Origin of the sequence: Acinetobacter sp. F9, from assembly GCF_019195275.1 — a bacterium.
Taxonomy (GTDB): domain Bacteria; phylum Pseudomonadota; class Gammaproteobacteria; order Pseudomonadales; family Moraxellaceae; genus Acinetobacter; species Acinetobacter pseudolwoffii.
The window spans coordinates 2,357,266-2,383,166 of the sequence record NZ_CP078068.1; the positions used below are offsets into that span (position 1 = coordinate 2,357,266).

The 25,901-nt window shown below is 45.2% G+C and carries 24 protein-coding genes; 14 read left to right on the forward strand and 10 right to left on the reverse strand.

The genetic code is table 11. The annotated features are described in order from the left end of the window. Positions 1–90 precede the first annotated feature (90 nt). From leuD to leuB, 3 genes are all read left to right on the forward strand, one after another. A complete protein-coding gene (gene leuD / locus KT990_RS11250; protein WP_218208787.1) occupies positions 91–741 on the forward strand; it encodes a 3-isopropylmalate dehydratase small subunit in 651 nt (216 codons plus the stop codon). An 87-nt stretch (positions 742–828) separates the two neighbouring features. After that, positions 829–1,392 carry a hypothetical protein gene (locus tag KT990_RS11255; RefSeq protein WP_218208788.1) on the forward strand — a complete coding sequence of 188 codons (564 nt, stop codon included), beginning with the start codon at positions 829–831 and terminating at the stop codon, positions 1,390–1,392. A gap of 42 nt (positions 1,393–1,434) precedes the next feature. Further along, positions 1,435–2,514, forward strand: coding sequence for a 3-isopropylmalate dehydrogenase (gene leuB / locus KT990_RS11260; RefSeq protein WP_218208789.1), 1,080 nt, complete (start codon positions 1,435–1,437; stop codon positions 2,512–2,514). An 83-nt stretch (positions 2,515–2,597) separates the two neighbouring features. Here the strand turns inward: leuB and KT990_RS11265 are convergent, their stop codons facing one another. The 3 genes from KT990_RS11265 to infA all read right to left on the reverse strand — a co-directional run bounded on the left by KT990_RS11265 (position 2,598) and on the right by infA (position 3,884). After that, complete coding sequence (locus KT990_RS11265) at positions 2,598–3,002, reverse strand: hypothetical protein (RefSeq protein WP_005095474.1); 405 nt, start codon at positions 3,000–3,002, stop codon at positions 2,598–2,600. A gap of 146 nt (positions 3,003–3,148) precedes the next feature. Next, on the reverse strand, positions 3,149–3,529 hold the full coding sequence (locus KT990_RS11270; RefSeq protein WP_005095476.1) for a hypothetical protein: 381 nt from the start codon (positions 3,527–3,529) through the stop codon (positions 3,149–3,151). Positions 3,530–3,662: 133 nt separating this feature from the next. Continuing rightward, positions 3,663–3,884, reverse strand: coding sequence for a translation initiation factor IF-1 (infA, locus tag KT990_RS11275; protein WP_001284370.1), 222 nt, complete (start codon positions 3,882–3,884; stop codon positions 3,663–3,665). Between the two features lie 231 nt (positions 3,885–4,115). Here infA and KT990_RS11280 point away from each other — a divergent pair, with 231 nt between their 5' ends. Then, positions 4,116–5,123 carry an AraC family transcriptional regulator gene (locus KT990_RS11280; RefSeq protein ID WP_005172840.1) on the forward strand — a complete coding sequence of 336 codons (1,008 nt, stop codon included), beginning with the start codon at positions 4,116–4,118 and terminating at the stop codon, positions 5,121–5,123. 90 nt (positions 5,124–5,213) lie between these two features. On the opposite strand, the gene truA is transcribed toward KT990_RS11280, so the two are convergent. The 5 genes from truA to asd form a co-directional block, all read right to left on the reverse strand. Then, complete coding sequence (gene truA / locus KT990_RS11285; RefSeq protein ID WP_005095479.1) at positions 5,214–6,011, reverse strand: tRNA pseudouridine(38-40) synthase TruA; 798 nt, start codon at positions 6,009–6,011, stop codon at positions 5,214–5,216. A 15-nt stretch (positions 6,012–6,026) separates the two neighbouring features. After that, on the reverse strand, positions 6,027–6,995 hold the full coding sequence (locus KT990_RS11290) for an asparaginase (protein ID WP_005172835.1): 969 nt from the start codon (positions 6,993–6,995) through the stop codon (positions 6,027–6,029). A gap of 47 nt (positions 6,996–7,042) precedes the next feature. Continuing rightward, positions 7,043–8,353 carry a fimbrial protein FimV gene (locus KT990_RS11295; protein ID WP_218208790.1) on the reverse strand — a complete coding sequence of 437 codons (1,311 nt, stop codon included), beginning with the start codon at positions 8,351–8,353 and terminating at the stop codon, positions 7,043–7,045. A 67-nt stretch (positions 8,354–8,420) separates the two neighbouring features. Then, a complete protein-coding gene (locus KT990_RS11300) occupies positions 8,421–10,016 on the reverse strand; it encodes a FimV/HubP family polar landmark protein (RefSeq protein ID WP_218208791.1) in 1,596 nt (531 codons plus the stop codon). 123 nt (positions 10,017–10,139) lie between these two features. After that, complete coding sequence (gene asd, locus KT990_RS11305; protein ID WP_100329275.1) at positions 10,140–11,258, reverse strand: aspartate-semialdehyde dehydrogenase; 1,119 nt, start codon at positions 11,256–11,258, stop codon at positions 10,140–10,142. Positions 11,259–11,446: 188 nt separating this feature from the next. Between asd and KT990_RS11310 the strand changes: the two genes are divergently transcribed. Together KT990_RS11310 and KT990_RS13540 are read left to right on the forward strand one after the other, a co-directional pair. Beyond that, positions 11,447–12,577 carry an endonuclease/exonuclease/phosphatase family protein gene (locus KT990_RS11310; RefSeq protein ID WP_218208792.1) on the forward strand — a complete coding sequence of 377 codons (1,131 nt, stop codon included), beginning with the start codon at positions 11,447–11,449 and terminating at the stop codon, positions 12,575–12,577. Between the two features lie 377 nt (positions 12,578–12,954). Beyond that, complete coding sequence (locus KT990_RS13540; protein WP_228730805.1) at positions 12,955–13,134, forward strand: GNAT family N-acetyltransferase; 180 nt, start codon at positions 12,955–12,957, stop codon at positions 13,132–13,134. 195 nt (positions 13,135–13,329) lie between these two features. Here the strand turns inward: KT990_RS13540 and KT990_RS11320 are convergent, their stop codons facing one another. Continuing rightward, positions 13,330–14,265 (reverse strand): hypothetical protein, encoded by a 936-nt coding sequence (locus KT990_RS11320; RefSeq protein ID WP_005095497.1) that lies wholly within the window; start codon positions 14,263–14,265, stop codon positions 13,330–13,332. Positions 14,266–14,374: 109 nt separating this feature from the next. Beyond that, positions 14,375–16,273, reverse strand: a complete 1,899-nt coding sequence (locus tag KT990_RS11325; RefSeq protein WP_005095500.1) for an ATP-binding cassette domain-containing protein — start codon at positions 16,271–16,273, stop codon at positions 14,375–14,377. A gap of 33 nt (positions 16,274–16,306) precedes the next feature. Between KT990_RS11325 and KT990_RS11330 the strand changes: the two genes are divergently transcribed. From KT990_RS11330 to KT990_RS11365, 8 genes are all read left to right on the forward strand, one after another. Continuing rightward, the gene (locus KT990_RS11330; RefSeq protein ID WP_218208793.1) at positions 16,307–16,552 is read left to right on the forward strand and encodes a SlyX family protein; all 246 of its coding nucleotides are present in this window, start codon (positions 16,307–16,309) and stop codon (positions 16,550–16,552) included. Between the two features lie 273 nt (positions 16,553–16,825). Next, complete coding sequence (locus KT990_RS11335; protein WP_218208794.1) at positions 16,826–17,824, forward strand: hypothetical protein; 999 nt, start codon at positions 16,826–16,828, stop codon at positions 17,822–17,824. 70 nt (positions 17,825–17,894) lie between these two features. Beyond that, on the forward strand, positions 17,895–18,344 hold the full coding sequence (locus KT990_RS11340) for an ammonium transporter (protein WP_005095506.1): 450 nt from the start codon (positions 17,895–17,897) through the stop codon (positions 18,342–18,344). 30 nt (positions 18,345–18,374) lie between these two features. Beyond that, positions 18,375–21,017: a type I DNA topoisomerase gene (topA, locus tag KT990_RS11345; RefSeq protein WP_218208795.1), complete on the forward strand. Its 2,643-nt coding sequence runs from the start codon at positions 18,375–18,377 to the stop codon at positions 21,015–21,017. Positions 21,018–21,114: 97 nt separating this feature from the next. Then, positions 21,115–21,870, forward strand: a complete 756-nt coding sequence (locus tag KT990_RS11350) for a hypothetical protein (RefSeq protein ID WP_218208796.1) — start codon at positions 21,115–21,117, stop codon at positions 21,868–21,870. Positions 21,871–21,934: 64 nt separating this feature from the next. Next, complete coding sequence (locus KT990_RS11355) at positions 21,935–23,080, forward strand: glycerate kinase (protein ID WP_218208797.1); 1,146 nt, start codon at positions 21,935–21,937, stop codon at positions 23,078–23,080. A 294-nt stretch (positions 23,081–23,374) separates the two neighbouring features. Beyond that, positions 23,375–25,363 (forward strand): ATP-dependent helicase, encoded by a 1,989-nt coding sequence (locus KT990_RS11360; RefSeq protein ID WP_218208798.1) that lies wholly within the window; start codon positions 23,375–23,377, stop codon positions 25,361–25,363. 83 nt (positions 25,364–25,446) lie between these two features. Beyond that, positions 25,447–25,698, forward strand: a complete 252-nt coding sequence (locus KT990_RS11365) for an RNA recognition motif domain-containing protein (RefSeq protein ID WP_005095517.1) — start codon at positions 25,447–25,449, stop codon at positions 25,696–25,698. The last annotated feature ends 203 nt before the right edge of the window (positions 25,699–25,901 follow it).

Genomic DNA, 25,901 nt, shown 5'->3' on the forward strand with positions numbered 1-25,901 from the left:
CTCACCTTTTAGAAAAGGGGGAGGTTCCCCTCTTTCATAAAGAGGGGTTAGGGGTGATTTAAAGTGATGATATTCTTTAGGAATAAAGACATGAAAAAATATACCGTTGAACAAGGTATCGTTGCACCATTAGACCGTGCCAATGTCGATACCGATTTAATTATTCCAAAACAGTTTTTGAAATCGATCAAACGTACTGGTTTCGGCGAAAACCTGTTTGATGAATTGCGTTATTTAGATGAAGGCTATTTGGGTCAAGACAACTCAAAACGTCCTTTGAACAAAGATTTCGCATTAAATCAACCACGTTATCAAGGTGCGAGCATTTTGATTTCACGTGCCAACTTTGGTTGTGGTTCCAGCCGTGAACATGCGCCATGGGCCCTGGAAGAATACGGTTTCCGTACCGTGATTGCACCAAGCTATGCCGACATTTTCTATAACAACAGCTTTAAGAATGGCATGTTGCCCGTGATCTTGTCTGAAGAGATTGTGGATCAGTTATTCAAAGAATGCTTTGCAACAGAAGGCTATCAATTAACTATTGATCTGGAAGCGCAAGAAGTACGCACACCAAATGGTGAAAGCTTTCAATTTGAAGTCGATCCATTTCGTAAGCATTGCCTGTTAAATGGTCTGGATGATATTGGTTTAACTTTACAAGCTGCGGATGACATTCGTGCTTATGAGGAAAAAACCAAACAATCACGTCCATGGGTATTTGCCGAAATTCAGGGCTAAATCAGCGAAAATTGTCATAGCATGACTGCGATGCCCTTGCTAATATCGGAAGATTATTGGGTTTTTTGATTGGGTAAGACAGACATTATGGCGAATTATTGGAAACAGTGGCTTGCTTTAAGTACGGTGTCGGTGCTGATGACTGCATGTCAAAGCATCGATACCATGAAGCTCAAACATGCCAAAGAAAATGCCGAAAGCAAAAACAATGCGCTGATTTACTGTAAAGGAACATCGGATTGCCAGTTCGAGCGCTTAAACCAGACCATCATTGTCAATAACGACAATGGCCGCCTCAGTGATGCGGCGCGAAAGCAAAAACTGGTACGTTTGCAGGCTAAGAATTTGAATCAGGCCAATCCGATTTACTTGTCAGTACCCGCAGGACAGCATGAACTGGTGGTGCGCTTTTATCCGATCAGTAAGGATAAGGCAGAAACCTTGCATGTGTTTCACCGCTTTCAGGCCAATAAAGCCTATACCTTAAAAATGTTCCGTGACCGTAGTGCGCGTAGCAGCAGTTTATTAAATGTTTCTGCACCTGATCCACTGTGTGTGGACCTGTTGCAAGAGCAAAAAACCATTCGTCGTTTTTGCAAACCCTATAATGTGGTCAATGGCATTGCAGAGTTTGTAGAAAAGAAAATTTAATCTTTGTCAGATTTGAATCTGGCGCTTTAAACGGAAAATCTCATGTCTAAACAAATTTTGATTTTAGCTGGTGATGGCATCGGTCCTGAAATTGTCAAAGCGGCAGAGCAGGTACTGGATCGTGTAAATGAAAAATTTAATCTCGATTTGACATGGGAACAGGGTTTACTTGGTGGTGCGGCAATTGATGCCCACGGTTCGCCATATCCTGAAGTGACCTCTGAACAGGCCAAAAAAGCCGATGCAATTTTACTGGGTGCAGTCGGCGGTCCAAAATGGGATACGATCGAGCGTGCCATCCGTCCGGAACGCGGTTTATTAAAATTACGTAGTGAACTGAACCTGTTTGCCAACTTGCGCCCGGCGATTCTGTATCCGCAATTGGCTGACGCATCAAGCTTGAAAGCTGAAATCGTGGCCGGTCTGGATATCCTGATCGTGCGCGAATTGACAGGTGGTATTTACTTCGGTCAGCCACGTGGTATCCGTGAACTGGAAAACGGTGAAAAACAGGGCTATAACACCGACGTTTATTCAGAATCTGAAATCAAACGCATTGCCAAAGTTGCCTTTGAAATGGCGAAGCTGCGCGGTGCCAAGGTCTGTTCAGTGGATAAAGCCAACGTACTTGAAGTCACTGAGTTGTGGAAACAAACCGTTACTGCGTTGAAAGAAGAACAGTATCCAGAAATTAACTTGTCACATATGTATGTCGACAATGCTGCGATGCAACTGGTGCGCGCGCCAAAACAGTTTGATGTGATTGTCACCTCTAACCTGTTCGGTGATATCTTGTCTGACGAAGCAGCGATGCTTACCGGTTCAATCGGCATGTTGCCATCAGCCTCGCTAGATGAAAATGCTAAAGGCATGTATGAGCCTTGTCATGGTTCAGCCCCTGATATTGCGGGTCAAAACCTGGCGAACCCATTGGCCACAATTTTGTCTGTTGCGATGATGCTACGCTACACTTTCCGTGAAGAAGCTGCAGCCAAAGCGATTGAAGATGCCGTAGGCAATGTTTTGGATCAAGGCTTGCGTACAGCAGATATTATGTCTGAAGGCATGCAGAAAGTCGGTACAGTTGAAATGGGTCAGGCAGTGGTTGCTGCATTGAACTAAGTCTGTTTTGATTAAAAAAATGATTAAAAAACGCAGCTTTGGGCTGCGTTTTTTTATGTCAGATTTCTCGTATCTGGCTCAGGTTAACAGGTTCGACCTGTAGTACGAACTGCGGTTGCAATATTATCTTTGAGTAAGAAGGTGATCTTACATTGCAGATTGACGTCATAGCCACCTGAAGGACTCACAGGAACCGGAATAGGTACAGCACCGCCTGCTGCCGGAAACTGTGCTACAGGCAAAGGAATTGCAACAGGGCGCTGTACCACATAGCTTAATTGCTGGGCACTGAGTTCAGGCCCACTGACCTGCTGATAACCTAAACGTTTTAGATCTAGAGTTTGATCGATCAGCTGGCTACTTTGTCCAATAAACTGCTGCAAATAGGCTTCGCGGTCAGATTGGCCCATATTGGGGGAATGTGCACAGCCCGCTATTAAAACACTGGCCAAAATACCGAGCGATAGTTGGAGATAGGAAAATCGCATCATTTCACTCCTGCACAGGAACGACTCATCAATAGTGTAGGCAGGAAGTGTGATTAGTATTGTTGTAATTTGACACGCGGTACAGATGGGAGCGAGAGCTAACTCAACATCAATCCATCAAAGAAATTGGACTACAGGATGACAGCTTAACAAGCCCTGCCGGTATAGCGAACGGATTGGACAATTTCATCTTTCAACTCAAACCGGATTTGGCATTTCATCTCGATGCTATAACCGCCATTTGAGGGCGTAGGCATTGGTGCACCGATCGAAATACTCTGACTAATATTCGGTGTGCCCATCGGAATATTCATGTCCCGGAAAATAGTATAGCTGAGAAACTCTGCTGTCTGAATCGGTTGCTGGGCGGTTTTAAATCCCATTGCACTCAGATCAAGCTGGCTGCGAACTTGTGCGGCAGTTTGACCGACATAGTGTTGTAGCGACTGATTTAGGTGATGTTTGCCGCCTGTGGCACAGGCGACGAGGATTAAGCTGCACAGCAGGACCAAGCACTTCATATTCATGGTTTTTAGACATGTTATTTTAATTAAATGAATAGTCATGAGTTTACAGTTCAGTGTCAAATTATTTTATTGTTCAATAAAAAATTAAAGCAATAAAAAAGCCACTAAAAGTGGCTTTTGCTTGCGCTAAAACTTAGCGTGCACGATAGGTGATACGACCTTTGGTCAAATCATAAGGTGTCATTTCAACCTTTACACTGTCGCCAGTTAAAATACGGATATAGTGTTTACGCATTTTACCAGAGATGTGGGCAATCACTTCGTGACCGTTCTCTAAACGTACACGGAACATAGTATTAGGAAGCGTCTCGGTGACAACGCCTTCGAACTCGATGAGTTCCTCTTTATTGGCCATAGCCTACCTGAATGAATAAATTGGAAAGGCGCAAATTATAGTCAATTTTTTTGCAAAATACAAGGTGAAACGGGCGTTAGACTGATCATCTGTCAGTAAAATAAGCGAACGATCAGGATAAACTTTTTAACTAAAAAAATGTCGGTTTCTGTTGTCAGTTTGGTCAATCGCAGTTAATCTAAAATTAATCTTTTTAAGTATAAATGAAGTACATACAAGGAAGGCTTTTGAGTGAGTCAGCTAACGGATGCATCAGTCGTATTGCGTTTGGGCTATCAGGCGATTCGTCGTGCGGGTTTGCCGACAGAAGAACTTTTGACCAAAGCAGGAGTTGCTTTAAATCAGGTCGAGGCCAATGACCGTACGCCGCTGAGTGCCCAGTATGCCTTTTGGGTGGCAGCTGAAGAAGTCAGTAAGGACCCGGATATTGGTTTGCATCTGGGCGAACATTTACCACTGTATCGTGGTCAGGTGATTGAACACCTGTTTGTTTCATCTGAAAATTTTGGTGAGGGACTGAAACGTGCCTTGGCCTATCAACGACTGATCAGCGATGCCTTTGCTGCCAAGTTGGTGATCGAAGATGATCGCTGCTATTTAACCAATGGCGAGCAGCCTTTTGCTGAAAGTCTGGTCAATCGTCATTTTACCGAGTGTGCCATGTCGGGTGTACTGCGTTTCTTTAAATTTATTACCGAAGGACGTTTTGAACCGATTTATATCGATTTTAATTTTTCCAAAGGTGCTCCTGACGAGGAATATTTCCGGGTTTATGAGTGTCCGGTCAGCTTAGGTCAAAAAGAAACCCGACTTTATTTCGATCCAAGTATTTTAGAGTTTCCGCTGTGGCAGGCTGAACCAGAGCTTTTACAATTACATGAGCAGCTTGCAATTGAAAAACTGCAGGAACTGGCGCGTTATGATCTGGTCGGTGAAGTTCGTCGTGCGATTGGCTCTACTTTGGAAAGTGGCGAAACCACACTGGAAACTGTAGCTGCACAGCTAAACATCACGCCACGCCGCCTAAGAACACAACTGAGTGAAGCACATACCAGCTTTCAACAGATTCTGTCGGATTATCGCTGTCGTCTGGCCAAGCGTTTGCTGGCGAGTACCACTGAAAGTGTTGAAAGAATTGTCTATCTGACCGGATTCTCGGAACCAAGTACGTTTTATCGTGCCTTTAAACGCTGGACCAATGAAACGCCAGTGGAATATCGGAAACGCAAGCAGCGTTAAAAATCCCTCCTAACCTCCCTTTAAAAAGGGAGGAATTCTCCTCCTTTCAGAAGGAGTTAGGGGAGGTAAATATTCTAAAAAATTTAAAAATTATTCCGGCAGATTCAGCCAATGCGGCCCCAACGGTAATTTAGGCAATTCAAACTGCTCCGGATAGTCGGCATGAATAAAATATAAACCATCGGCAGGCGCAGTCACGCCAGCAGCTTTGCGGTCTTCGGCCGCGAAAATACTATCAATATGATCGGCAGCATACATGCCCTGACCAATTTCCAGTAGGCAGCCCATGATATTACGCACCATATGATGCAGAAAGCCATCGGCCTGAATATCCAGTACCAGATATTGACCATGCTGAATCAGACGGCAGTGGCTGACATGGCGCACCGGTTGATTGGATTGGCAGGCTGCAGCACGGAAGCTTTCAAAATTATGTGTACCTTCAAACTTTTTCGCAGCCAGCATCATCTGTTCAATATCGAGTGGAGCATAGACATGTGTGACCTGTTTATGCAGCAAGGCAGGTCGCACAGGATGATTATAGACCACATAGCGGTAACGGCGTGCCTGAGCCTTAAAGCGGGCATGGAAGCTGTGATCCATCTCTTTGATCCACTGAATCGAGATATCTTTGGGCAACTGGCTATTGCAACCCATCAGCCAGCCACGTTCAGAACGAATGGCATCGCTATCAAAATGTGCCACCATATTGGTCGCATGTACCCCCGCATCGGTACGTCCGGCACCATGTAGGCTAATCGGTTGATCGGCAACCCGGCTCAGTACCTTTTCAATGGTTTCCTGCACACTTGCAACACCCGGCTGTTGAGTCTGCCATCCCCGATAATGCATCCCACAAAACTCAATTCCCACCGCAAAACGCTGCATAATGACCTCAAAACCTTATTGATCGTACCAATGACGATGCCATTGCTCTACAGTGTCGTATTGTAAATACATTTTCAGTGCTTTTGCATACAGATCCGCATGGCCATAACTTTCATTCAGCAGAATTTTGCAGTGATTGACCCATTCTGCAATGGCATAGCGCTGATCTGTCGCGCCAAAAGGCACCTGGGTGGTCAGTACAGAGAGACAGCCTTGGTCATAGAGTTGATCAATGAGTGCGATCAGGGCCTCATTGACAGCGAGATTACCCGTGCCAAAACCTTGCAGAAATAAAAAATGCGGTGGTCTGGCTAATAAGCTGTGCAGGTTGTTCAGTTGCTGGGCCAGATCAATCGGTTGCATCATGATACTCATGCAGTTAAATCCAGCGGCTTTCCTAATATCTTCAGCTTTGACTTGATAACACTGCTGACTGGCCTGGATTGTAATGTTGGCCTCAAGACCTGAGAAGGCATTTAACTCGGTGGTATGCTGTTTGAGTGCCGTCTGGGCATGCATTAGTTGATGATGAAAAGCCAGATAGACCCCTGCGGTACACATGCTGACAGAATCTAGGGCGAATCTCAGATTATCCAGCGCATCACTAAATTCGCGCTGCTTATTGCCCTGAGCATTCAGCAGCGGATATTGACTACCAGTCAGTACCACATGTGCCGAGTTGCCGAGAAAATGTGCCAGGACTGCACTGGCATAACTCAGCGTATCTGTACCGTGAATAATCACAAAATATTGGATCTTTCGAGATTGTAGTTCTTGAATAAACTGCACCAATTGCAGCCAGTCCGCGGCTGTACAGGCACTACTGTCTTTAATGGCTGGTGCGCGGTGGCATTCAACGAAATATTGGTCTGCGAGTATCTGTTCGAGCTTGGGAATAAATAAATCCGCAGACATCGGGGCAAGTGGATCGCCGACACAGCCGAATGTGCCACCCATATAAATTAATGCAATATTTTTCATCATAAAAAAAGCAGCCAACCCTTGACTGCTTTAGTGTAAATCGAAATGCATCAAGATGCGATTTGATTCAGTAATTGCTCTGCGCGTTGCTGTTGCTCGGCCGTATATTCAGCTTCTCGCTCTGCAATGATCTCACGTGCGGCAACATAGGCACCGAGCTGAATATATTGCTGCGCAAGATCCAGATTCAGACTGGCCTCATTGATGTCCAGTAATTCCGGGAAAGATTGTACCAGTGGATCATGCTGGTCTGTGGCTGTTTGAACTGATGTAGCAGGAATGTCGAAAGTAACACCTGTTGCAGCAGGTTTAGTTTCTGCATGATCTAATTTAAAGTCTAGGCCTGATGAAAGGTCTGTCTGTGTCGCAGATTCACTCACAGGTGCAGCAGCAGAAAGACTAGACAGATCAAACTCAATTGCTGGTTCTGAGGTTTTTTCGGCGACAGGCGCTGGAGTTCCTATAGAAAATGAGAAATCCAGAGGCTTGATCTCTTCAGATACAGCAGCCGCTGTTTCTACTGGAGCAGCCTGCTGCAATTCCAGTTTAAAATCTAAAACAGGTGCGGTTTCTGTTGCTGCCGTAGGTGTAGTTTGCACAACAGCAGATGAAGTATCTTGAAATTCAAAATCTACAGCAGGTACCGGAGTTTCTTCAGATTTTGGCGCTATGACCGGCGTAGTTGTCGGTTCAAAATTAAATTCAAGTGGCTGAATATCCGCAACAGGCTCAATTGCTGGAGCTGGCTTGCTTGGTTGAAACTCTTGTTGCAACTGTTCAAATGCCTGCTCATTTGAAGGAGCGGGAGCGACCAGATCAGCAAAGGCATCGGAAGATGCCGAGGTTTCCTGTACAGATGAAGTTTTAAGCTGTGCACTTGGGAAATCAATCGTATCTTGAACAGCAGATAAAGATTGATCAAATTCACGCTGTTTGGCTTCAGCTTGCGCCAGAATCTCATCTAAATTTAAAGAACGGATATGGTTGAGCAGTTGTGAAATCGCAAACTCATCTTTTTGTAAGATATGAATATCTAATAGCAAAAGATAGAGCTCATGCTGGGAATTGTCGCGATTCAGTGCCTGGTTAATCTGGGCCTCAGCCGCGAAGAAATTGCTTTCCTGAATCAGGCCTTCAATTTTTTTACGCGTTTCTGCGGATAATGGCGTTGCTGATTTTTTTGCGACCCCGACTGGCTCAACTACTTTGGTTTTTTGTGGGGCAGTTTTTGAAGCAGAGCCAGGTTTTTTCGCTTTTACAGTTTTAGTTTTTGCTTTATCTGATTCTTGAGCATCTTGTCGTTTTTTGACGACAATTAATACGATGATCAATATCACTAATGGAATCACATAAATCAGCATGTTTTACCCCTTGAGGATAGAGTGTATTCAATGTTCACTCATCCCAATAAATCGTCATGTGTAACTTTTAATTAACTGGCTTCTTATCTGCTTGTTGGGCTTTAAGCTGTTGTTGCAGCTGGGCCAGACGCGCATTTAATAATTGAATTCTGTGATCCTTCTGATTGAGTGCCAATTCTAATTCGGTTACGTTTCTCTGTAATTTAACGGTTTTTTCTCGGGCTGTCATAACTTTTAATGACAATTCCTTCGATGTTTGATTGTGTTCTGTGTTCTGGTTTGCAGAAAGCTGTCCGGAATCGTGCTGGTTCTCAGCAACCAGACTCATTTCAGCCTGATTCAGACGGTATTTAGTTTTGGTAGCAGGCTGAGAAGGTGTCTGTGCCTGCTTGGCGGCGGTGACTTTGATCGGAGCAGTTACACTACTCATCATAGCTAAATTCAGTGCTGCACCTTTGCGTAAACGATTGGCATTTCCTCCGATAAAGGCATGTTCATTGTTTTGCTTGATTTGCTGCATCACTTCATTAACCGAACGTTGCTGTTCTGCTGCAATTCGTGATGCGATTCCCCACAGCGACTCATTGGACTGAACCATATAAGTGGGTTGAGCTTGGGCTGAGGCACTCTTGGCTGGTGTAACTTTTGTTGTAATTGGAGCTGGGGTCTGTACAGGAGGAGTTGAGCCAGCCGATTTTCTGGCCTGTTCCTCGGCAAATTTCATGACCAATGGATCGCTGGAAGCGCTTTGATGTTCAGAACCAGTCTCAGCCGGTTTTTGCATAGATACTTTATTTTGCTCTGGAGAAACATGATCTGCTGATAACCTGCTCGCTGGCGTATTTGCAGATACAGACTGTGCCGGCGTTGGTTTTACTGTAATAACAGGCGAGGATGGAATCGGCTGCGAAGTATGATGCGTTGAATCTGAAGTGGCCGATGCTGGAGTTTTAACCGTAGTTTGAGTATTGGCAGCAGTTACAGACTCGCTTTTAATTGTAGGAGCGATAGATTGCGCCGGAATCGATGGTGCTGCTGGCGCGAGTGTAGCTTGAGGAATTGAACTGCTAGACAATGTCGGCGGACTAACATGTTGCACAGCCAGCGGCTTTTCTAAAACCGGTTGCTTATTTGAAGTGGCTGGAGAGCTGTTGTAATGGGTAGTCACTGGCAGGTTTAAAGCAATATCTTTTTCACTGACCATGACAACTGGCGCAAGTGGGCGTTCATTCTGTTTTAGACTGGCTTTTAATAAATCGGTTTTCGCTTGCAAAGGCGTGCGGATATGTTGCAAACGTGCAGCATTGCCTTCCTTAATTTTGACAATGATATTCAGTTCCCGATCGGTTATTGGTCGAGACGATGTAATGGTAATGACTCCGGTGCCATTACTACTACGCCGGGTGAAAAAGTTCAGATGACCAGGCGGTTGATGTGATGCACCCATCGAGATTAAATCTTCAGGCGAAGCCAGACTCACCTCAATCGGTAAATTCATATCAGATTGTCGAAAGGTCATTTCAGCATAGAGTAACTCTCCAGGCGCAGACTGGATCTGAACCGGATCTACGTTAATCGCATAAATATTCTGTGAAGCAACAATGGCTAAAATGGCAAGCTTTAATTTGTTATATACAGTCATCTTAATTGTGAGCTCAGTCATTATCGCATAGCGAAAATTATAGATTAACGGGATGTTTCTTTTTTGTAAAATACTTACGCAATAGTTACATAAAAAAGCCGATCAATAAAGATCGGCTTTTTGTTTTATATCCATCTCGGGATATTAAACGTTTTTATAATCAATCAGGATGCGCAGCATACGGCGTAATGGTTCAGCAGCGCCCCAAAGCAATTGGTCACCGACAGTGAATGCACCCAAGTATTCTTTACCCATGTTGAGCTTGCGCAGACGACCCACTGGAACCGATAACGTACCTGTCACTGCAACTGGAGTCAGGTCAGTCATCGAGGCTTCACGGGTATTCGGAACCACTTTAGACCAGTCATTGGCACGTGCAATGATGTCTTCGATTTCATCCAGAGGCACGTCTTTACGCAGTTTTAGCGTCAATGCCTGAGAGTGGCAACGCATGGCACCAATACGCACACAGTGACCATCAATCGGCACGATCTGCTGGTTGCCCAGAATCTTGTTGGTTTCAACCTGGCCTTTCCACTCTTCTTTCGACTGGCCGCTTTCCAGTTGCTTGTCGATATAAGGAATCAGTGAACCGGCCAAAGGCACACCGAAGTTGCTGGATGGGAAGCCTTCACCGCGTTGTAATTCAGCAATTCTCGAATCGATATCCAGAATTGGAGAGCGTGGATCATCGAGTAATTCTTTGGTGTTATTGTATAAATAACCCATACCGCTGATCAGTTCACGCATGTTTTGCGCACCCGCACCAGACGCTGCCTGATAGGTCATAGACGTTGCCCATTCCACCAGATTGTTCTGGAACAGACCACCTAGACCCATCAACATCAAGGAAACCGTACAGTTACCGCCAACAAAAGTTTTGGTGCCTTTTACCAAACCGTCTTTGATCACATGCATATTGACCGGATCAAGTACGATGATGGCTTCATCATCCATACGTAAGGTCGATGCTGCATCAATCCAGTAACCATTCCAGCCTTCAGCTTTCAGTTTCGGGAAAACCTCAGAGGTATAGTCGCCACCTTGACAGGTAATAATGACATCCATCTGCTTCAGACTGTTAATATCTGATGCATCCATAAGTGCTGGGGCAGTCTTACCACCAAATGCTGGCGCTTCACCGCCTGCATTACTGGTAGAGAAATAAAATGGCTCAAAATGAGCAAAATCATTCTCTTCAACCATACGTTGCATTAGGACGGAACCGACCATCCCGCGCCAACCGACCAGACCTACTCTCATGTCACTTTGCCTCGGTGCGTTAAAAATTCTAAAGGGATTCGAGTGTATCAAAAAGGGACTCAACTGCAAGTGCTACACAATCAAAACATCAATATTCTTGAGCGAAATATCTGCTTTATGATACATACAAAATTGATAACGTCATTTTTCTTTCAGAAAAAATAATAACTTAATTAAGAGCACGCTTTATGATATGGGTTATCCAAATTGTGGCAATCATTGTCATTTGGTTAAGTTTCTGGTCACTGATCCCACGCGATGAATGGTGGATTCGAGGTGCGGATTTTCCACGCTTACAAATTCTGGTCTTGGGCTTTATTGCCTTTGTGCTGTTTTTGGTGGTGGAGCATCCCTGGACTGTCTTGAATCAGCTGATTTTTGTGGCCCTGATTGCGGCTTTGGCTTATCAGCTAAAAATGGTATTGCCCTATACCTTTATCTGGAAAAAACAGGTCAAGCAGGTCAAACAGGATCAACTGGATCCGCAGCGGCAAATCTCCCTGATTGTTTCGAACGTACTGACCACCAATACTCAATATCATCGACTGATTGAACAGATCCAGACCCATCAGCCAGACTTGGTGTTAACGCTGGAAACGGATCAAACCTGGCAAAATGAACTGTCGGTGATTGAAGCAGATTATCCTTATCGTGTGCCTGTGCCTTTGGATAACCTGTATGGCATGCACCTGTATAGTAAACTGGAACTTCGCAATACCCAGGTCAAGTTTATTTTAAGCGACGAGATTCCGTCCATTCATACCACAGTGATTTTAGGCTCGGGACAGCCGGTGCAGCTGCACTGTCTGCACCCGAAACCACCGAGCCCAACTGAAGCCAAGGATTCTACTTTACGTGATGCGGAATTGTTAATTGTCGGGGATCAGATCAAAGATTTAGATGAAAGTTGCATCGTCATGGGGGATCTGAATGATGTGGCCTGGTCTCGTACTACGCGGCTGTTTCAGCGCATTAGCGGACTGCTGGATCCACGCGTCGGACGTCATTATGTAAACACCTTTCATGCAGATTATCCTTTTTTTCGCTGGTCGCTCGATCACGTATTTCACAGTACCGATTTTGCTCTGGTCCATATGGAGCGTCTGCCCCATATCGGTTCTGATCATTTTCCGGTTTTTCTGGTTTTACAAACCGGTCGGGTCTTTGAGCATATTCAGGAAGAATTGGAGCAAACCGATGAAGATGAGCAGGAAGCACAAGAGGCCATAGAAGAGGGGATTCAGAAAGCAGAGAAAGAGGAAAAAATAGTGACCGATGAAATTGCCATGGCTTATAAAGATGGCGGCAAAATCTCTTAACTTTTTAAGAGAAAAGTGTAAGAGATTGCTTACATCAGTTTGCGCTTCTTGCGGATGGGCAATCATGAGCAATCCAGGTATTCTAGGTTTATCAGCACAGGGAGTCGAGAAAGGATATTCTCATAAGGAAGACGAAGCTGAATGAAAACATCATGGATATGATGCTGAAAGGGAAATCACAAAAAATAGAACCAATTATAATAGATGAAAGCACAACCTCATTAACCCGGGTTTTACAGGATGTAGAACCCGGGTTAAATTATTTTCAGAGTGAATTTTTTTAAATATTTAATTGATTATTAAAGATAATTTTAGGTTTAAAGCTATATTTTTACAGTGCAGAATGGAAAATGTTATTGCCAGTGATGACTCAGTGAATGGATCAGAAATACTTCAGCTCTATCGTGCCAATCCATGGTCTGGTCACTGCACGTATAAATGGTCAGCTGGTCGGACTGGCGAATGCGATTTCAGATGGCTCTCTGGGGGTGTATTTCCCACACTTATTGATTGATCCGGACTGGCAACGACAAGGCATTGGTCGGCGGATCATGTAAAATATGTGGTAATGTTATTCAGGATTTCATCAGCAGATTTTAGTGGCCGATCAGCAGACAATAGGATTTTATCAGGTCTTAGGCTTCATGCGTGCGGGACTAACGAAAGCTATGTAGATCTATCAAGGTACAGATCATCAACAGGATTTTAAACTATAGGAGCTGTAGCGATTTAAAGTCTAGGATCAAACAGATTTAGTAAATTTCCTTATAACCTTCAGGGCGAGTTTTAAAACGGCGGTGGAACCACATATATTGGGTCGGTGCGATGCGTAGCTGCTGTTCAATTATCAGATTCACGCGAGTAGCATCCTCGACTTCATTCTCACTAGGGAAATTCTCCAGTGCCGGTTCAATCAGTACATGGTAGCGTGGATTTTTGATATCGCCATGACGATAGAAATATAAAGGAATCGCAGCAGCTTTGGTCATTTTCAGTAAACGACGGTGCGCGGTGACGGTTGCCGCCGGTACACCAAAGAAAGGTGCCATCACCCCTTGTTTTAAACCATAATCCTGATCCGGACTGTACCAGATTGCATGGCCTTTTTTCAGATTACGTACCAGACCGCGCATATCATCATGATCAATTTGATGGGCATAAATCGTGGCGCGACAACGGTAAATCAGCATGTCCAAAAGTGGATTATTCTGTGGGCGATACACCACATCCGGTTCAAAATATTGTGCACACAGATATCCACCAGCATCCAGTAAGGTCGAATGCGTGCCTAGTAACAGCATACCCCGGCCTTCGGCTTGAGCATTCTGAATATGTTCCAGTCCTTCAATACTGACGCGATCCTGAAACCATTTCGGACTGTACCAGGCATTTAAGGTTTCAAAAACCCCCAGCATTTGATCGATAAAAACCTGACGCGCATTGTCCTGTATTTGCTCGGCAGACCATTCAGGAAAACAGACTTCCAGATTGCGCAGTGTGGTGTCGCGACGTGAGGGCAGATACTTAAAAGACAGATGGCCCAGCAGATAGGCCAGACGATACTGAATGGCCCATGGTAAAATCGCCAAAATCATCAGGAAAATAATACCCAGCCAATTGCCCCAGTATCGAGGTAACAGGAATGACCATTGAAATTCGCCGGGTTGATATGCAGGCTGGGTACTCATAGAACAATATAGGGCTAAAAGATTAAGTGCAGTCTAACAGAGAAGATTCTTGAAATAAAAAAAAGCATCTGTACGAATACAGATGCTTGAGCAAATACTCGTGGAATATTTAGCCGTTGCTAAGGTTATCCAGCTCTTCCCAACGTTCTAATTTTTCCAGTAACAGTTCATCAATTTCTGATAAACGCTGAGACAGTTGCATGGCTTTATCGGAATCACTGACAAATAAAGAGCCATCAGCCAGTTGTGTATTGATCTCGGCTTGCTCTTTTTCCAGCGCTTCCATTTCAGCCGGAAGTTGCTCGAGCGCGCGTTGATCTTTGTAGCTGAGTTTGACTTTTTTGGCAGCAACGGGTGCGGCTTCAGCTTTGGCCATGGCTTTTTTCACGGCACTTTTTTGATCGACCACGGTTTGATCCGGACGCTGTTCAAGATAATCCTGATAACCACCGACATATTCGTCGATATTGCCTTTACCATCAAAGACCCAAGTGGAGGTCACCACGTTGTCCATAAAGGCACGGTCATGCGAGATCAATAACAAGGTGCCTTTGTAGCCACCGAGCATTTCTTCCAGTAACTCTAGGGTCACCATATCCAGATCGTTGGTTGGTTCATCCATCACAATCAGATTCGATGGTTTCAGCAACAGTTTCGCCAGCAAGATACGGTTGCGTTCACCACCAGACAACGCTTTGACTGGGGTACGTGCACGTTCTGGCGAGAACAGGAAGTCTTGTAAATAGCTATAGATATGACGACGGTTACCATTCACATCCACGTGGTCAGAGCCTTCAGAAACGTTATCTTTGACCGACTTTTCCAGATCCAGTGCATTACGCAGTTGGTCGAAATAGGCTACTTCCAGCTGTGTACCGGTTTTCACCGTGCCGCCATGCTCAAGCTCGCCCAGAATGGCTTTAATCAGTGTGGTTTTACCGACACCGTTATCACCGACCAGACCGATACGGTCACCGCGTAAAACCAGTGCCGAGAAGTTGTTAATGATCGGTGCATTGTCACCGAATTTCACACTCAGGTTCTCAATCTCAAAGACCAGTTTGCCGGAACGGTTGGCATCCTGAGTCGCCATCGCCACTTTACCTTGTTGCGAACGGCGCGCTTTGGATTCTTCACGCAGTGCTTTTAGAGCGCGAACACGACCTTCGTTACGGGTACGGCGTGCTTTGATGCCCTGACGGATCCAGACTTCTTCTTCCGCCAGCTTTTTATCAAACAGCGCATTCTGCTTTTCTTCAGCTTCCATTTGCATGGCTTTGAGTTCTAAGTAACGTGAATAGTTACCTTCATAACTGCGCAATTGACCACGATCCAGTTCCACAATACGGGTGGCGATGCTATCGACAAAGGCACGGTCATGCGAAATGAACAACAGAGTTAAATTGTTTTGATCGAGCAGGAATTTTTCCAGCCACTCGATACTTTCAACATCTAAATGGTTGGTCGGTTCATCCAGTAATAAGACATCTGGCTGAGTCAGCAAGGCACGTGCCAATAGGACACGACGCTTACGACCACCCGACAAATCGGCAAGATCTGCATCTGGGTCCAGACCCATTTTGCTTAAAATCGAATTGACCTTGGTTTCCAGCGCCCAGCCATCGAGCTGGTCCATTTTGTGTTGCAGATTGCCCATGCGGTCACAAGCGTCCATATCGCCCAGTACACAGGCTTCACTGGCTGCATGGTAGGCACGCAAAACTTCCGACGCTTCACCGGCACCGTCAGCCACGATATCCGCCACTCGGCCTGAGTCCATCGGTACATCTTGCGCCAGCATCGAAATCGTGATGCCATTTTGTAATGAAACTTCGCCGCTATCCGGCAGTAAACTTCCTTCAATCAGCTTAAGTAAGGTAGACTTACCCTCACCATTACGGCCAATCAAACACACTCGTTCGCCGCGCTCCAAGTTAAAATTCGCGCCGTTGAGCAGGGCGGGTCCACCAAACGCAAGTTGGACATCCCTAAGGGTAATATAGGCCATAATGTTTCCTGAAATCCCCAATGAGGACTTTAAATGACTAAACAACAAAATCTAAATGATCAGGCGTCATTTTCCGCACCCATTGAAGATTTGCAAGTGCGAATTGCATTTTTAGACGATTTAGTTGAACAGTTGAATGATCAGGTGGCTAAACAGACTCTGGAAGTTGCCGATCTGAAAAAGCAAATGAGCCTGTTATATCAACGTGTTGAGTCCTCAGACCGCTCTGAAGGAATTGCGGATTTTGATCCAGTTGCTGATCGTCCGCCACATTATTAATTTGCAAGCAATCATTTAATAAAACCCTTATATTTGATAAGGGTTTTTTATTGCAGCTGCTATTTCACCGATGATTCGATTCATTTAATCAGCTCTCAGCCTGGAATCTAGCGATTTCTGACCTGCTTGCAGCAAGATCAAATATGTAATCTTCCACTCGGTTGGAATCTGGTAAATCCGCTGCAACCCGAATATTCACCATGAAATTATTTGACCTTTCACTCACTTCCTACTCTAATACTGGCTTTCAGGTACATTTCAGAAGCTTGTCCCATGCATCCAAAAGTTGTTCTACTCGACCTCGAAAATAATTTTCCGACGGCCAAGTTACTGCGTGAAATTGTGACGCATTATTCCAGCCTGTATCTGTTTAATTGTGCCGGAACATTTGAATTTTCATTAGAAGATTTAACCGAGCTGGCCGGCTGGATTGCGAGTGGACAGATCATCATTCTGGATACACCTGAATCGCCCCAGAAAGAATATGAATATGCGGTCATTGTCGGTCAGCTGATGGCGCTGTTGGAGCCGGAAACCGAAGTCGAGTTGATCTCGGCGATGGACCGCAGCGAGATGTTGCAGCAGATGCTGCAAGCCTCTGATATTAAATGTAGCCTGATTCAGATTCAGCCCGATGAAGTCTCTATTCCAGCAGAGTATGTTAAAAATTACCTGCCTAGTCTGGAGGCGATCCGCAACAAACCGGCCTTGCAACTGGTGAAAAAGTACTGTGATGCTCTAGGGGAAATGAGTGGTAAGCCAAATACCTTGGAAACCTTAAAAAATTCAGTTGCCAATATTCTGCACGTCATGCCCGTGAAGGCCCAGCATGTGGTCGGCATGCTGATTAACCTGAAAATCGTCAAACGCTATGATGAGCAGATCAGCTTCCGTAAAAAAGTCCTGAAACAGTGGCTACAGCTCAATCTGGATGAACAAGATCCGCTTGAAAATCCAAAACTGGATCAGGTCCTGTCCCGGCTCAAAGTGGATGATGCTCCAGTTGAATCATTGCAAACTCCGATCCAGTCAGCCCAGCAAGACCTGTTTAAAAACTTTAACCGGATTGATCCGGTGCAACTGGAAGTCGCACGTAAACTGCGTGAATTGCAGGGCGATAAACCCAAAGACATTTATGAGTTACGTGATTTACTGGAACAGTTATTTCCAAAATCGGACATTCGCTTGCTGCTGAAGGAGCTGATCGAGAAGGGTTATATTTACTGGAATGGTCACGAAGTTTTATATAGTCATGAAATGTTCTTGAATTAATTTTATCGTGCAAACTTGCGTTTTATATTGTGCTTATGCAACTCTAATAATAGAACATAAAGGTTGAACTATGGAAAACACTGGAATTTGGGTAGCGGTGATCATCATCATTTTTGTCATGGGGTCAATTTTTGGCTTACGTGTCAGCCCAAGAGAAAAAGCGCTTGGCATCATGCGTGACAAAGCCCGCAAAATGGGTCTGCATCCACGTTTGGTGGTTGCACCCGACTGGACCAAAATTCCAAAGGCCACTGAAAGTCGTGCCAGTATGGTTGCGTACTACAGCGTACTCATGCCAGATGCGCGTTTACCCTTGATGCGTGCCCGTGTTGTCGATAATAAACTCGAAATTGTGCAGGGTGATGAGAAATTTAAAGATTTTCCCATTGCATTAAAAGGCATTTATGCTATTGATATGCAGGCCAACTGTGTCGGATTGTATTGGGATGAACATGCTGATTTAAGAGCAGCCCAACTCGACGATATCAAAGCACTATTACACGCTTTGGCTGAACTTTAATTTAGAAATAAACAGGATTAACGGTTAATTATGGCGAACGCTCCTCGGTCCACATCAAAAAGCAGCACAGCAAAGTCTCCCGACGCTGGAAGTAAGCGTGCCTTAGTGATTGTGGAGTCGCCTGCAAAAGCGAAAACAATCAATAAGTACCTTGGTCCAAACTACATCGTAAAATCATCAGTCGGTCATGTCCGTGACTTGCCAACAGGCGGCTCTGCCAAATCGACAGAGAAAAAGCCGGCGACACGCACCAAACTGACAGATGAACAGAAAGCTGAAAAATCACAGAATGCGTTGATTAACCGCATGGGTGTCGATCCGGAACATGACTGGAAAGCCAAATACGAAGTGCTGCCCGGCAAAGAACATGTGGTTGCCGAACTGAAAAAACTGGCAGCGCAAGTCGATGAAGTCTATCTGGCAACGGATATGGACAGGGAAGGGGAAGCGATTGCCTGGCATTTAAAAGAAGTGATTGGCGGCGATGAGTCACGTTATCAACGTGTGGTCTTCAACGAAATTACCAAAAATGCCATTCAGGAAGCCTTTAAGCATCCTTCACGTCTGGACACCAATAAAGTCAATGCCCAGCAGGCACGCCGTTTCCTGGATCGTGTCGTCGGCTTTATGATCTCGCCATTGCTTTGGGAAAAAATTGCCCGTGGTCTGTCGGCAGGTCGCGTACAGTCGGTTGCCGTGAAGCTGGTGGTCGAGCGTGAACGTGAAATTCGTGCCTTCATTCCTGAAGAATACTGGCAGGTGTTTGCCGATACCAAATCGAAAAAAGATGATATTCGTCTCGAAGCGGTCAAGCAAAATGGCAAGACGCTCAAGCTACGCAACAAAGACGAAACTGATGCACTATTAAACCTGATCAAAGATGCGGATTATACGGTTTCTGCACGTGAAGATAAGCCAACCAAGGTTAATCCAAGCGCACCCTATATCACCTCAACGCTACAACAGGCAGCCAGTACCCGTCTCGGTTTTTCTGTGAAGAAAACCATGATGCTGGCGCAGCGCCTGTATGAAGCCGGTTTCATTACCTATATGCGTACCGACTCAACATTCTTGAGTGATGATGCGGTGAATATGGTGCGTGGGCATATCGAATCTGAATTTGGCGAGAAGTATTTGCCTGCCAAACCAAACCGTTATGGCAATAAAGCCGGTGCGCAAGAAGCGCATGAAGCCATTCGTCCATCCATGGTTGGCTTAAAAGGCGACAGCCTGGTGGGTGTTGAGCGTGATGCACAGCGTCTGTATGACTTGATCTGGCGCCAGTTTGTTGCCTGTCAGATGACACCGGCTGAATACCTGTCTTCAACGATTTTAGTCAATGCCAATGGCGTAGAACTGAAAGCCAAAGGCCGGACGCTGGTCTTTGATGGTTTTACCCGGGTGCGTGGTGCCAACAAAGCGGATGACGATATTCTGTTACCGGCAGTGAAAGTCGGTGAAGTGCTGAAACTTGAGAAGCTTGATCCATCTCAACATTTCACCAAGCCACCAGCTCGTTTTACTGAAGCCTCACTGGTCAAAGAACTCGAGAAAAAAGGCATTGGCCGTCCATCGACCTATGCTGCAATTATCTCGACCATTCAGGATCGTGGTTATGTGAAGCTCGATAACCGTCGTCTCTTTGCCGAGAAGATGGGTGAGATCGTCACCGACCGTCTGGATGAAAACTTCAATAACCTGATGAACTACGCCTTTACTGCAGATCTTGAAGGTCAGCTGGATAAGGTGGCAGATGGTGAACGTAATTGGAAAGAGCTGTTAGACAGCTTCTACGGCGATTTCAAGCAGCGTTTGACTACGGCACAAGGCGAGAACGGTATGCGCCGTAATCAGCCAGTGGAAGTGGATGCGGTACATTGTAAAGAATGTGAGCGTCCAATGCAGATTCGTACCGGAACCACAGGCGTTTTCCTGGGCTGTTCTGGTTATAACCTGCCACCGAAAGAACGTTGCAAGGGAACCTTGAACCTGACCCCAGTCGAGTCTTTGGCTGCACTGTCTGATGATGATGCGGCCGAAACCGCTGACCTGATGTCGAAGAAACGTTGTCCGGTGTGTGAAACGGCAATGGACAGCTATGTGATTGATGGCGGTCGTAAACTGCATGTTTGTGGCAATAACCCGGACTGTGATGGTTATGAACTCGAAGAAGGAGAGTTCAAGATCAAAGGTTATGATGGCCCAACCATTCCATGCGACAAATGTGATGGCGAAATGCAGCTTAAAACGGGTCGTTTTGGTCCATACTTCGCCTGCAACAGTTGTGACAATACCCGTAAAGTATTAAAGAGTGGTCAGCCGGCACCTCCGCGTGTCGATCCGATCAAGATGGAACATTTGCGCTCGACCAAGCACGATGACTTCTTTGTGCTGCGTGATGGTGCGGCCGGCCTGTTTCTGGCGGCCAGCAAATTCCCGAAAGTGCGTGAAACACGGGCACCGAAAGTTGCCGAGATTCGCTCTGTGGCTGAACAGCTAGATCCGAAATATCAGTTTATCTTACAAGCGCCTGATGCAGATCCGGAAGGTAACCCGACTTTGGTGAAATTCAGTCGCAAGAACCAATCGCAATATATTGGTTCTGAAAATGCGGAAGGCAAGCAAACCAAATGGTCTCTGGTTTACCAGAATGGAAAATGGGTTGAAGCCTAAATAAAGTTTAAACTTGAAAAAAATGCTGACGAAAGTCGGCATTTTTTATTTATGATGTGTCGATATTTTAAAAAAATAAATAAGGTTGCTTGGGGATATGTGGAAAAAGATTCGGATTCTGATTTTATTAAGTATTTTATTGATCGTTGCAGTCAATGCCTATCGTGATCAAAATCAGAACTGGTCAAAGCCGGTCATGGTTCTGTTGCATCCGATTAATGCAGATGGATTACCGACCACACAGCAATACATCCAGCAACTGTCAGTTCAGGATCTAGAAACGGCAAGAGACTTTCTACAAAAATCAGCACAGCAATATCGGAATCAACCCACTTATTTTTATTTTAATTTGGGTCGTGAGCTTAAAGTTTTACCGCCTAAAGTCCCTGAGCAGGCCTCAATTTTCGATACTGTTGTATGGAGTTTAAAGTTTCGATTTTATGCCTGGAAACAGCAACAGAGTTCGGACCCTTCTGCCAGTCTGACCCTGTTTTTAAATTATTATGATCCGGCACAAACCCGGCAATTAAAGCATTCAACTGCCTTGCAGAAAGGCCGGATTGGATCAGTGAATTTATTTGCCTCTCAAAAGCAGTCTGAACAAAATAAAATTGTTTTGGTACATGAGTTACTGCATGCCTTTGGTGCCAGTGATAAATATGATCTGGCCACAGGTCAGCCGATTTATCCAATAGGTTATGCATTTCCAGATCAGCAACCTGTGTTCCCACAAGCCAAGGCAGAACTGATGGCAGGACATATCCCGCTGTCCGAAACCACGAGTAAAATGCCGGGATCTCTGGATCAGACCCTGATTACTGAGATCACAGCAATTGAGTTGGGCTGGAAATAAAGACTTGTAGATTCTCTTGGATTTATCCAGAATCTAGACTTTATTGATAGATAAAAATAACCATATGCCGCTTACTTTTGTTCTTGCTCCAGATTCCTTTAAAGAAAGTATGAGTGCTGAACAAGCCTGTCAGGCCATGCAGCGTGGCATTCAAAACGTGTTGCCTGATACTTTGTGCATTCATGTTCCTATGGCGGATGGAGGGGAAGGCACTGTCGATACACTAATCTCAAGTTCAAAAGGACAGCGCATTCCCTGTGAAGTGACCGGCCCATTGCCTGATCAGCGCATCCAGACGTATTTTGGCGTAATTGATGCAGGAAAAACCGCAATCATTGAAATGGCCAAAGCCAATGGCATAGATCTGCTGGAAGCTGCAAGGCGTAATCCTCTGCTGACCTCAACCTGTGGCACAGGAGAAATGATCAAGTCTGCGCTCGATTTAGAGGCCAGTAAAATCATCATTGGCTTGGGTGGCAGTGTGACGAACGATGCCGGTGCGGGAATGGCACAGGCTTTAGGCGCTCGGTTTTTAGATGCCCAAGGATTAGAAATACAGGCTTGCGGTGGAAACCTAGATCAAATCATAGCAATTGATTTATCCGAACTGGATTCACGGCTGGCGGATATTGAAATTATCATTGCATCGGATGTGAATAATCCGCTGTGTGGACCCAATGGTGCTTCAGCGATCTTTGGCCCACAAAAAGGTGCGACACCGGAAATGGTCAAGCAACTGGATCAAAACCTCAGTCATTTTGCCGATCTGGTTGCTCGGCACATTGGACGTGATCATCGTCATGTTGCAGGTGCGGGTGCGGCAGGTGGACTCGGTTTCGGCTTAATGGCATTCACAGCTGCTTCTATTCGATCAGGTGTGGAACTCATCATTCAGCAGACAGATTTAGCCAATAAAATAGCTCAAGCCGATTATGTTCTGACCGGTGAAGGCAAGCTTGATCATCAAACTAAATTAGGCAAAACCCCGTTTGGCGTGGCACAAGTAGCACAAAAATTCAATAAACCGGTGCTTGCATTTGCTGGACTGGTGGGTGATGGGATTGAGTCACTATATGAGTCTGGATTTAGTCAGATTATCGGGATTAATCCACCAGATTTTAGCCTGGAAGAAGCCTTAAAAAATGCGGAAGTGAATCTGGAAAAAGCAGTGTCCAAAACAATTAAAAATATTGAGGAACAGCGTATTTAGTTTTCTTTTACAAGATCGTCATTGCTGCACAAGCTTTACGTAATGGCAGATAATAACGCATAAGCAGATCTTGCTTTTCATGGATGAGAAGCACTGCTTCGCAAGGTAACAGAAATCCTTTGCTGGATTGAGGGTATGTTCCTATATCTCAATCCAGCAGACGGCATCTATGCTGTCGACCCTATAGCAAACAAATCAAGAGATAAAATTTGCTGCTGTTTCAGGGCGGATGAAAAGCCATAATTATAAGAGCGATCTGCTAAACTACAGCCATCCACAAAACGATGAGTGAAAATGAGTTTAGCCAACCTGATTGATGAATTAAATCCCCAACAAAAGCAAGCAGCGACCACAGAAACAAAACATAGTCTGGTGCTGGCCGGGGCAGGTTGTGGCAAAACCAAGACCATCGTGGCACGTGCAGCTTACCTGATTGAGCAGGGTGTACCCGCCAACCAGATTCAGATTCTGACCTTTACCCGCCGTGCAGCCAGTGAAATTGTAGCGCGGGTGGAATTAGCCTTGGGGGATCAAGCCAAAGGTTTGCGTGCCTCGACTTTTCATACTTTCTGTATGTATCTGTTGCGCCGTATTCCGAAGGCCTTTGGTCTGGAACAGTTCTCGATTATTGATCGTGATGATCAGTTGATGATATTCCGTCTGATTCGTGGCCGTGATGACAAGAAAAATCCCAATCATTTGCCCAAGCCACAAGAACTCTGCGATTTATATTCCTTTGCACGTAATACTCGGCAGAAGCTCAGTCTGGCACTGGAAAAGCAGATGCCGGAATATTTGGCGCTGAAAGATCAAATTGCCGAGATTATGAAAGAGTACGAAGCACGTAAGCAGGCACGCAGCTTTCTGGATTATGACGATATTCTGGCGGTGGTGGCGACAGCTTTGGCACAATCAGAAGGCTTGGTCGATTATGTGGCTTCAATCTGTCGACATATGCTGGTCGATGAAATGCAGGATACCAATCCGCTGCAATGGGCTTTGCTGGAGCCACAGAAAGACCGGATCAGCCTGTTCTGTGTCGGCGATGATGCGCAGTCGATTTATGGTTTCCGTGGCGCAGACTTTGAAAATATTCATCATTTCAAAGAACGGGTACCAGATGCGCAGATTTTTAAACTGGAAAAAAACTACCGCTCGACCCAGGAAATTCTGGATCTGTCCAACTGGCTGCTGGATCAGTCTGAAATCAAATATAACAAACGTCTGGAAGCTTATCGTGGCGAGGGCCTAAAGCCGCGCATGCATATATTTCCGAATGAGTTTGATGAAGCCAAATGGATCGCAATTGATATTAAAGAGCGTCATTATCTGCAAGGCAGCAAATGGGGCGAACATATGGTACTGGTGCGTTCCAGTTTTGCTGCGCGGCATATTGAAGCCGCCTGTATCGCGGCCAATGTACCGTATCGATTTATTGGCGGTATGAAGCTGCTGGAAACGGCACATGTCAAAGATTTACTCAGCATGCTGCGTGTGGTCGCCAATCCGCTGGATGATATCGCCTGGATGCGTTTCTTGACCCTGTGGAATGGTGTCGGTGATGTCGGTGCCAGCAAGCTGGCGCAACACATTCTGCTGGAACCTGAAATCGATAAAATCTCCGATAAACTGGAGAAATTTGGCAAGATACCTCTAAATGCGATTCTGATCATGAAGCAGATGAGCGTGCTGAAAGGCGAAGTGCAGGCTTGTGTCAGTCTTGCGATTCAGGCAATTGAAACACAACTGGCAGAGAACTATAAAAAAGACTGGCCACGTCGTCAGGGTGATTTTGAACTGGTGAAACAACTGGCCTCCAAGCACTCACAGCTGAGTGAATTTTTAGAGGAATATGTGCTCGATCCAGTGTCGATTTCGGAAATTGAACGCCAGTCCGATCATGATGTGGTGACCCTGATTACCATTCATTCAGCCAAAGGCACAGAGCAAAATGTCTGTTATGTGGCCAATGTCACGCCGGGAAATTATCCGCATGCACGCGCCCAAGGCGACTTTGATGATGTTGAAGAAGAACGTCGTGTGCTGTATGTAGCGCTGACCCGGGCCAAAAATGAATTGATTTTGACCAAACAGAACCTGAATCACTGGGCGCGGGAAACGGTCGATGCGCAGGGGCGTAAAGTCGCAAGTTATTTCTTGAATGATCTCACCCGGCATTTATGTACCACGGAAACCCATTACAAAACCCGGCAGCAGACCGTGAAAAGTGCCTTAATTGAACGTCAATCGATTAATTTAGATTTTGGCATTGATCTCGATTAAACTATAGCAAAGTTGTTGCATACAAAAAGTAGAGTAGGCGCGTGCTTTTTGATATTTTTTGCCTATCTTCTTAAGGTTATCAGATGAAAATTTTAGTTCGTAATTTAGAACGTACGGTCACAGAAGCCGAGTTGCTGAAGTTGTTCCAGGAATATGGCACAGTGAATACTTGTACTTTGGTGCTCGATGCGGCAACCGGAAAATCAAAAGGCTTTGCCTTTGTAGAAATGCCGCATGCACGTGAAGCCATCAAAGCCATTAAAGGCCTGAATACTTTGCGTTTGCACGGACATGGAATCCGGGTAAAACAAGCAGAAGATAAGCCCGAGGCTTAAACTGGAAAAGGAGCACTTGATATGCTCCTTTTTTATGGCTGAAATTTAGCCTTGTTGTGCTCATGGTTGTACTCGTGCAGGCAGTTAGATTTTCTGGATTTCAGTACTGGATGGATTCAGTTTAAACATGTTTTGATTGCGAAATGAAAGCGAACCTTTTACTTTATAAAAGCCAAAATTTGTTTAAAACCTTAGGAAATATC

Excerpts from the sequence above, each read along its gene's own strand:
- leuD (WP_218208787.1), top strand. The coding sequence starts at position 91 with ATGAAAAAATATACCGTTGAACAAGGTATCGTTGCACCATTAGACCGT.
- KT990_RS11255 (WP_218208788.1), top strand. The coding sequence starts at position 829 with ATGGCGAATTATTGGAAACAGTGGCTTGCTTTAAGTACGGTGTCGGTG.
- leuB (WP_218208789.1), top strand. The coding sequence starts at position 1,435 with ATGTCTAAACAAATTTTGATTTTAGCTGGTGATGGCATCGGTCCTGAA.
- KT990_RS11265 (WP_005095474.1), bottom strand. The coding sequence starts at position 3,002 with ATGCGATTTTCCTATCTCCAACTATCGCTCGGTATTTTGGCCAGTGTT.
- KT990_RS11270 (WP_005095476.1), bottom strand. The coding sequence starts at position 3,529 with ATGAATATGAAGTGCTTGGTCCTGCTGTGCAGCTTAATCCTCGTCGCC.
- infA (WP_001284370.1), bottom strand. The coding sequence starts at position 3,884 with ATGGCCAATAAAGAGGAACTCATCGAGTTCGAAGGCGTTGTCACCGAG.
- truA (WP_005095479.1), bottom strand. The coding sequence starts at position 6,011 with ATGCAGCGTTTTGCGGTGGGAATTGAGTTTTGTGGGATGCATTATCGG.
- KT990_RS11290 (WP_005172835.1), bottom strand. The coding sequence starts at position 6,995 with ATGATGAAAAATATTGCATTAATTTATATGGGTGGCACATTCGGCTGT.
- KT990_RS11295 (WP_218208790.1), bottom strand. The coding sequence starts at position 8,353 with ATGCTGATTTATGTGATTCCATTAGTGATATTGATCATCGTATTAATT.
- KT990_RS11300 (WP_218208791.1), bottom strand. The coding sequence starts at position 10,016 with ATGACTGAGCTCACAATTAAGATGACTGTATATAACAAATTAAAGCTT.
- asd (WP_100329275.1), bottom strand. The coding sequence starts at position 11,258 with ATGAGAGTAGGTCTGGTCGGTTGGCGCGGGATGGTCGGTTCCGTCCTA.
- KT990_RS11310 (WP_218208792.1), top strand. The coding sequence starts at position 11,447 with ATGATATGGGTTATCCAAATTGTGGCAATCATTGTCATTTGGTTAAGT.
- KT990_RS13540 (WP_228730805.1), top strand. The coding sequence starts at position 12,955 with ATGGATCAGAAATACTTCAGCTCTATCGTGCCAATCCATGGTCTGGTC.
- KT990_RS11320 (WP_005095497.1), bottom strand. The coding sequence starts at position 14,265 with ATGAGTACCCAGCCTGCATATCAACCCGGCGAATTTCAATGGTCATTC.
- KT990_RS11325 (WP_005095500.1), bottom strand. The coding sequence starts at position 16,273 with ATGGCCTATATTACCCTTAGGGATGTCCAACTTGCGTTTGGTGGACCC.
- KT990_RS11330 (WP_218208793.1), top strand. The coding sequence starts at position 16,307 with ATGACTAAACAACAAAATCTAAATGATCAGGCGTCATTTTCCGCACCC.
- KT990_RS11335 (WP_218208794.1), top strand. The coding sequence starts at position 16,826 with ATGCATCCAAAAGTTGTTCTACTCGACCTCGAAAATAATTTTCCGACG.
- KT990_RS11340 (WP_005095506.1), top strand. The coding sequence starts at position 17,895 with ATGGAAAACACTGGAATTTGGGTAGCGGTGATCATCATCATTTTTGTC.
- topA (WP_218208795.1), top strand. The coding sequence starts at position 18,375 with ATGGCGAACGCTCCTCGGTCCACATCAAAAAGCAGCACAGCAAAGTCT.
- KT990_RS11350 (WP_218208796.1), top strand. The coding sequence starts at position 21,115 with ATGTGGAAAAAGATTCGGATTCTGATTTTATTAAGTATTTTATTGATC.
- KT990_RS11355 (WP_218208797.1), top strand. The coding sequence starts at position 21,935 with ATGCCGCTTACTTTTGTTCTTGCTCCAGATTCCTTTAAAGAAAGTATG.
- KT990_RS11360 (WP_218208798.1), top strand. The coding sequence starts at position 23,375 with ATGAGTTTAGCCAACCTGATTGATGAATTAAATCCCCAACAAAAGCAA.
- KT990_RS11365 (WP_005095517.1), top strand. The coding sequence starts at position 25,447 with ATGAAAATTTTAGTTCGTAATTTAGAACGTACGGTCACAGAAGCCGAG.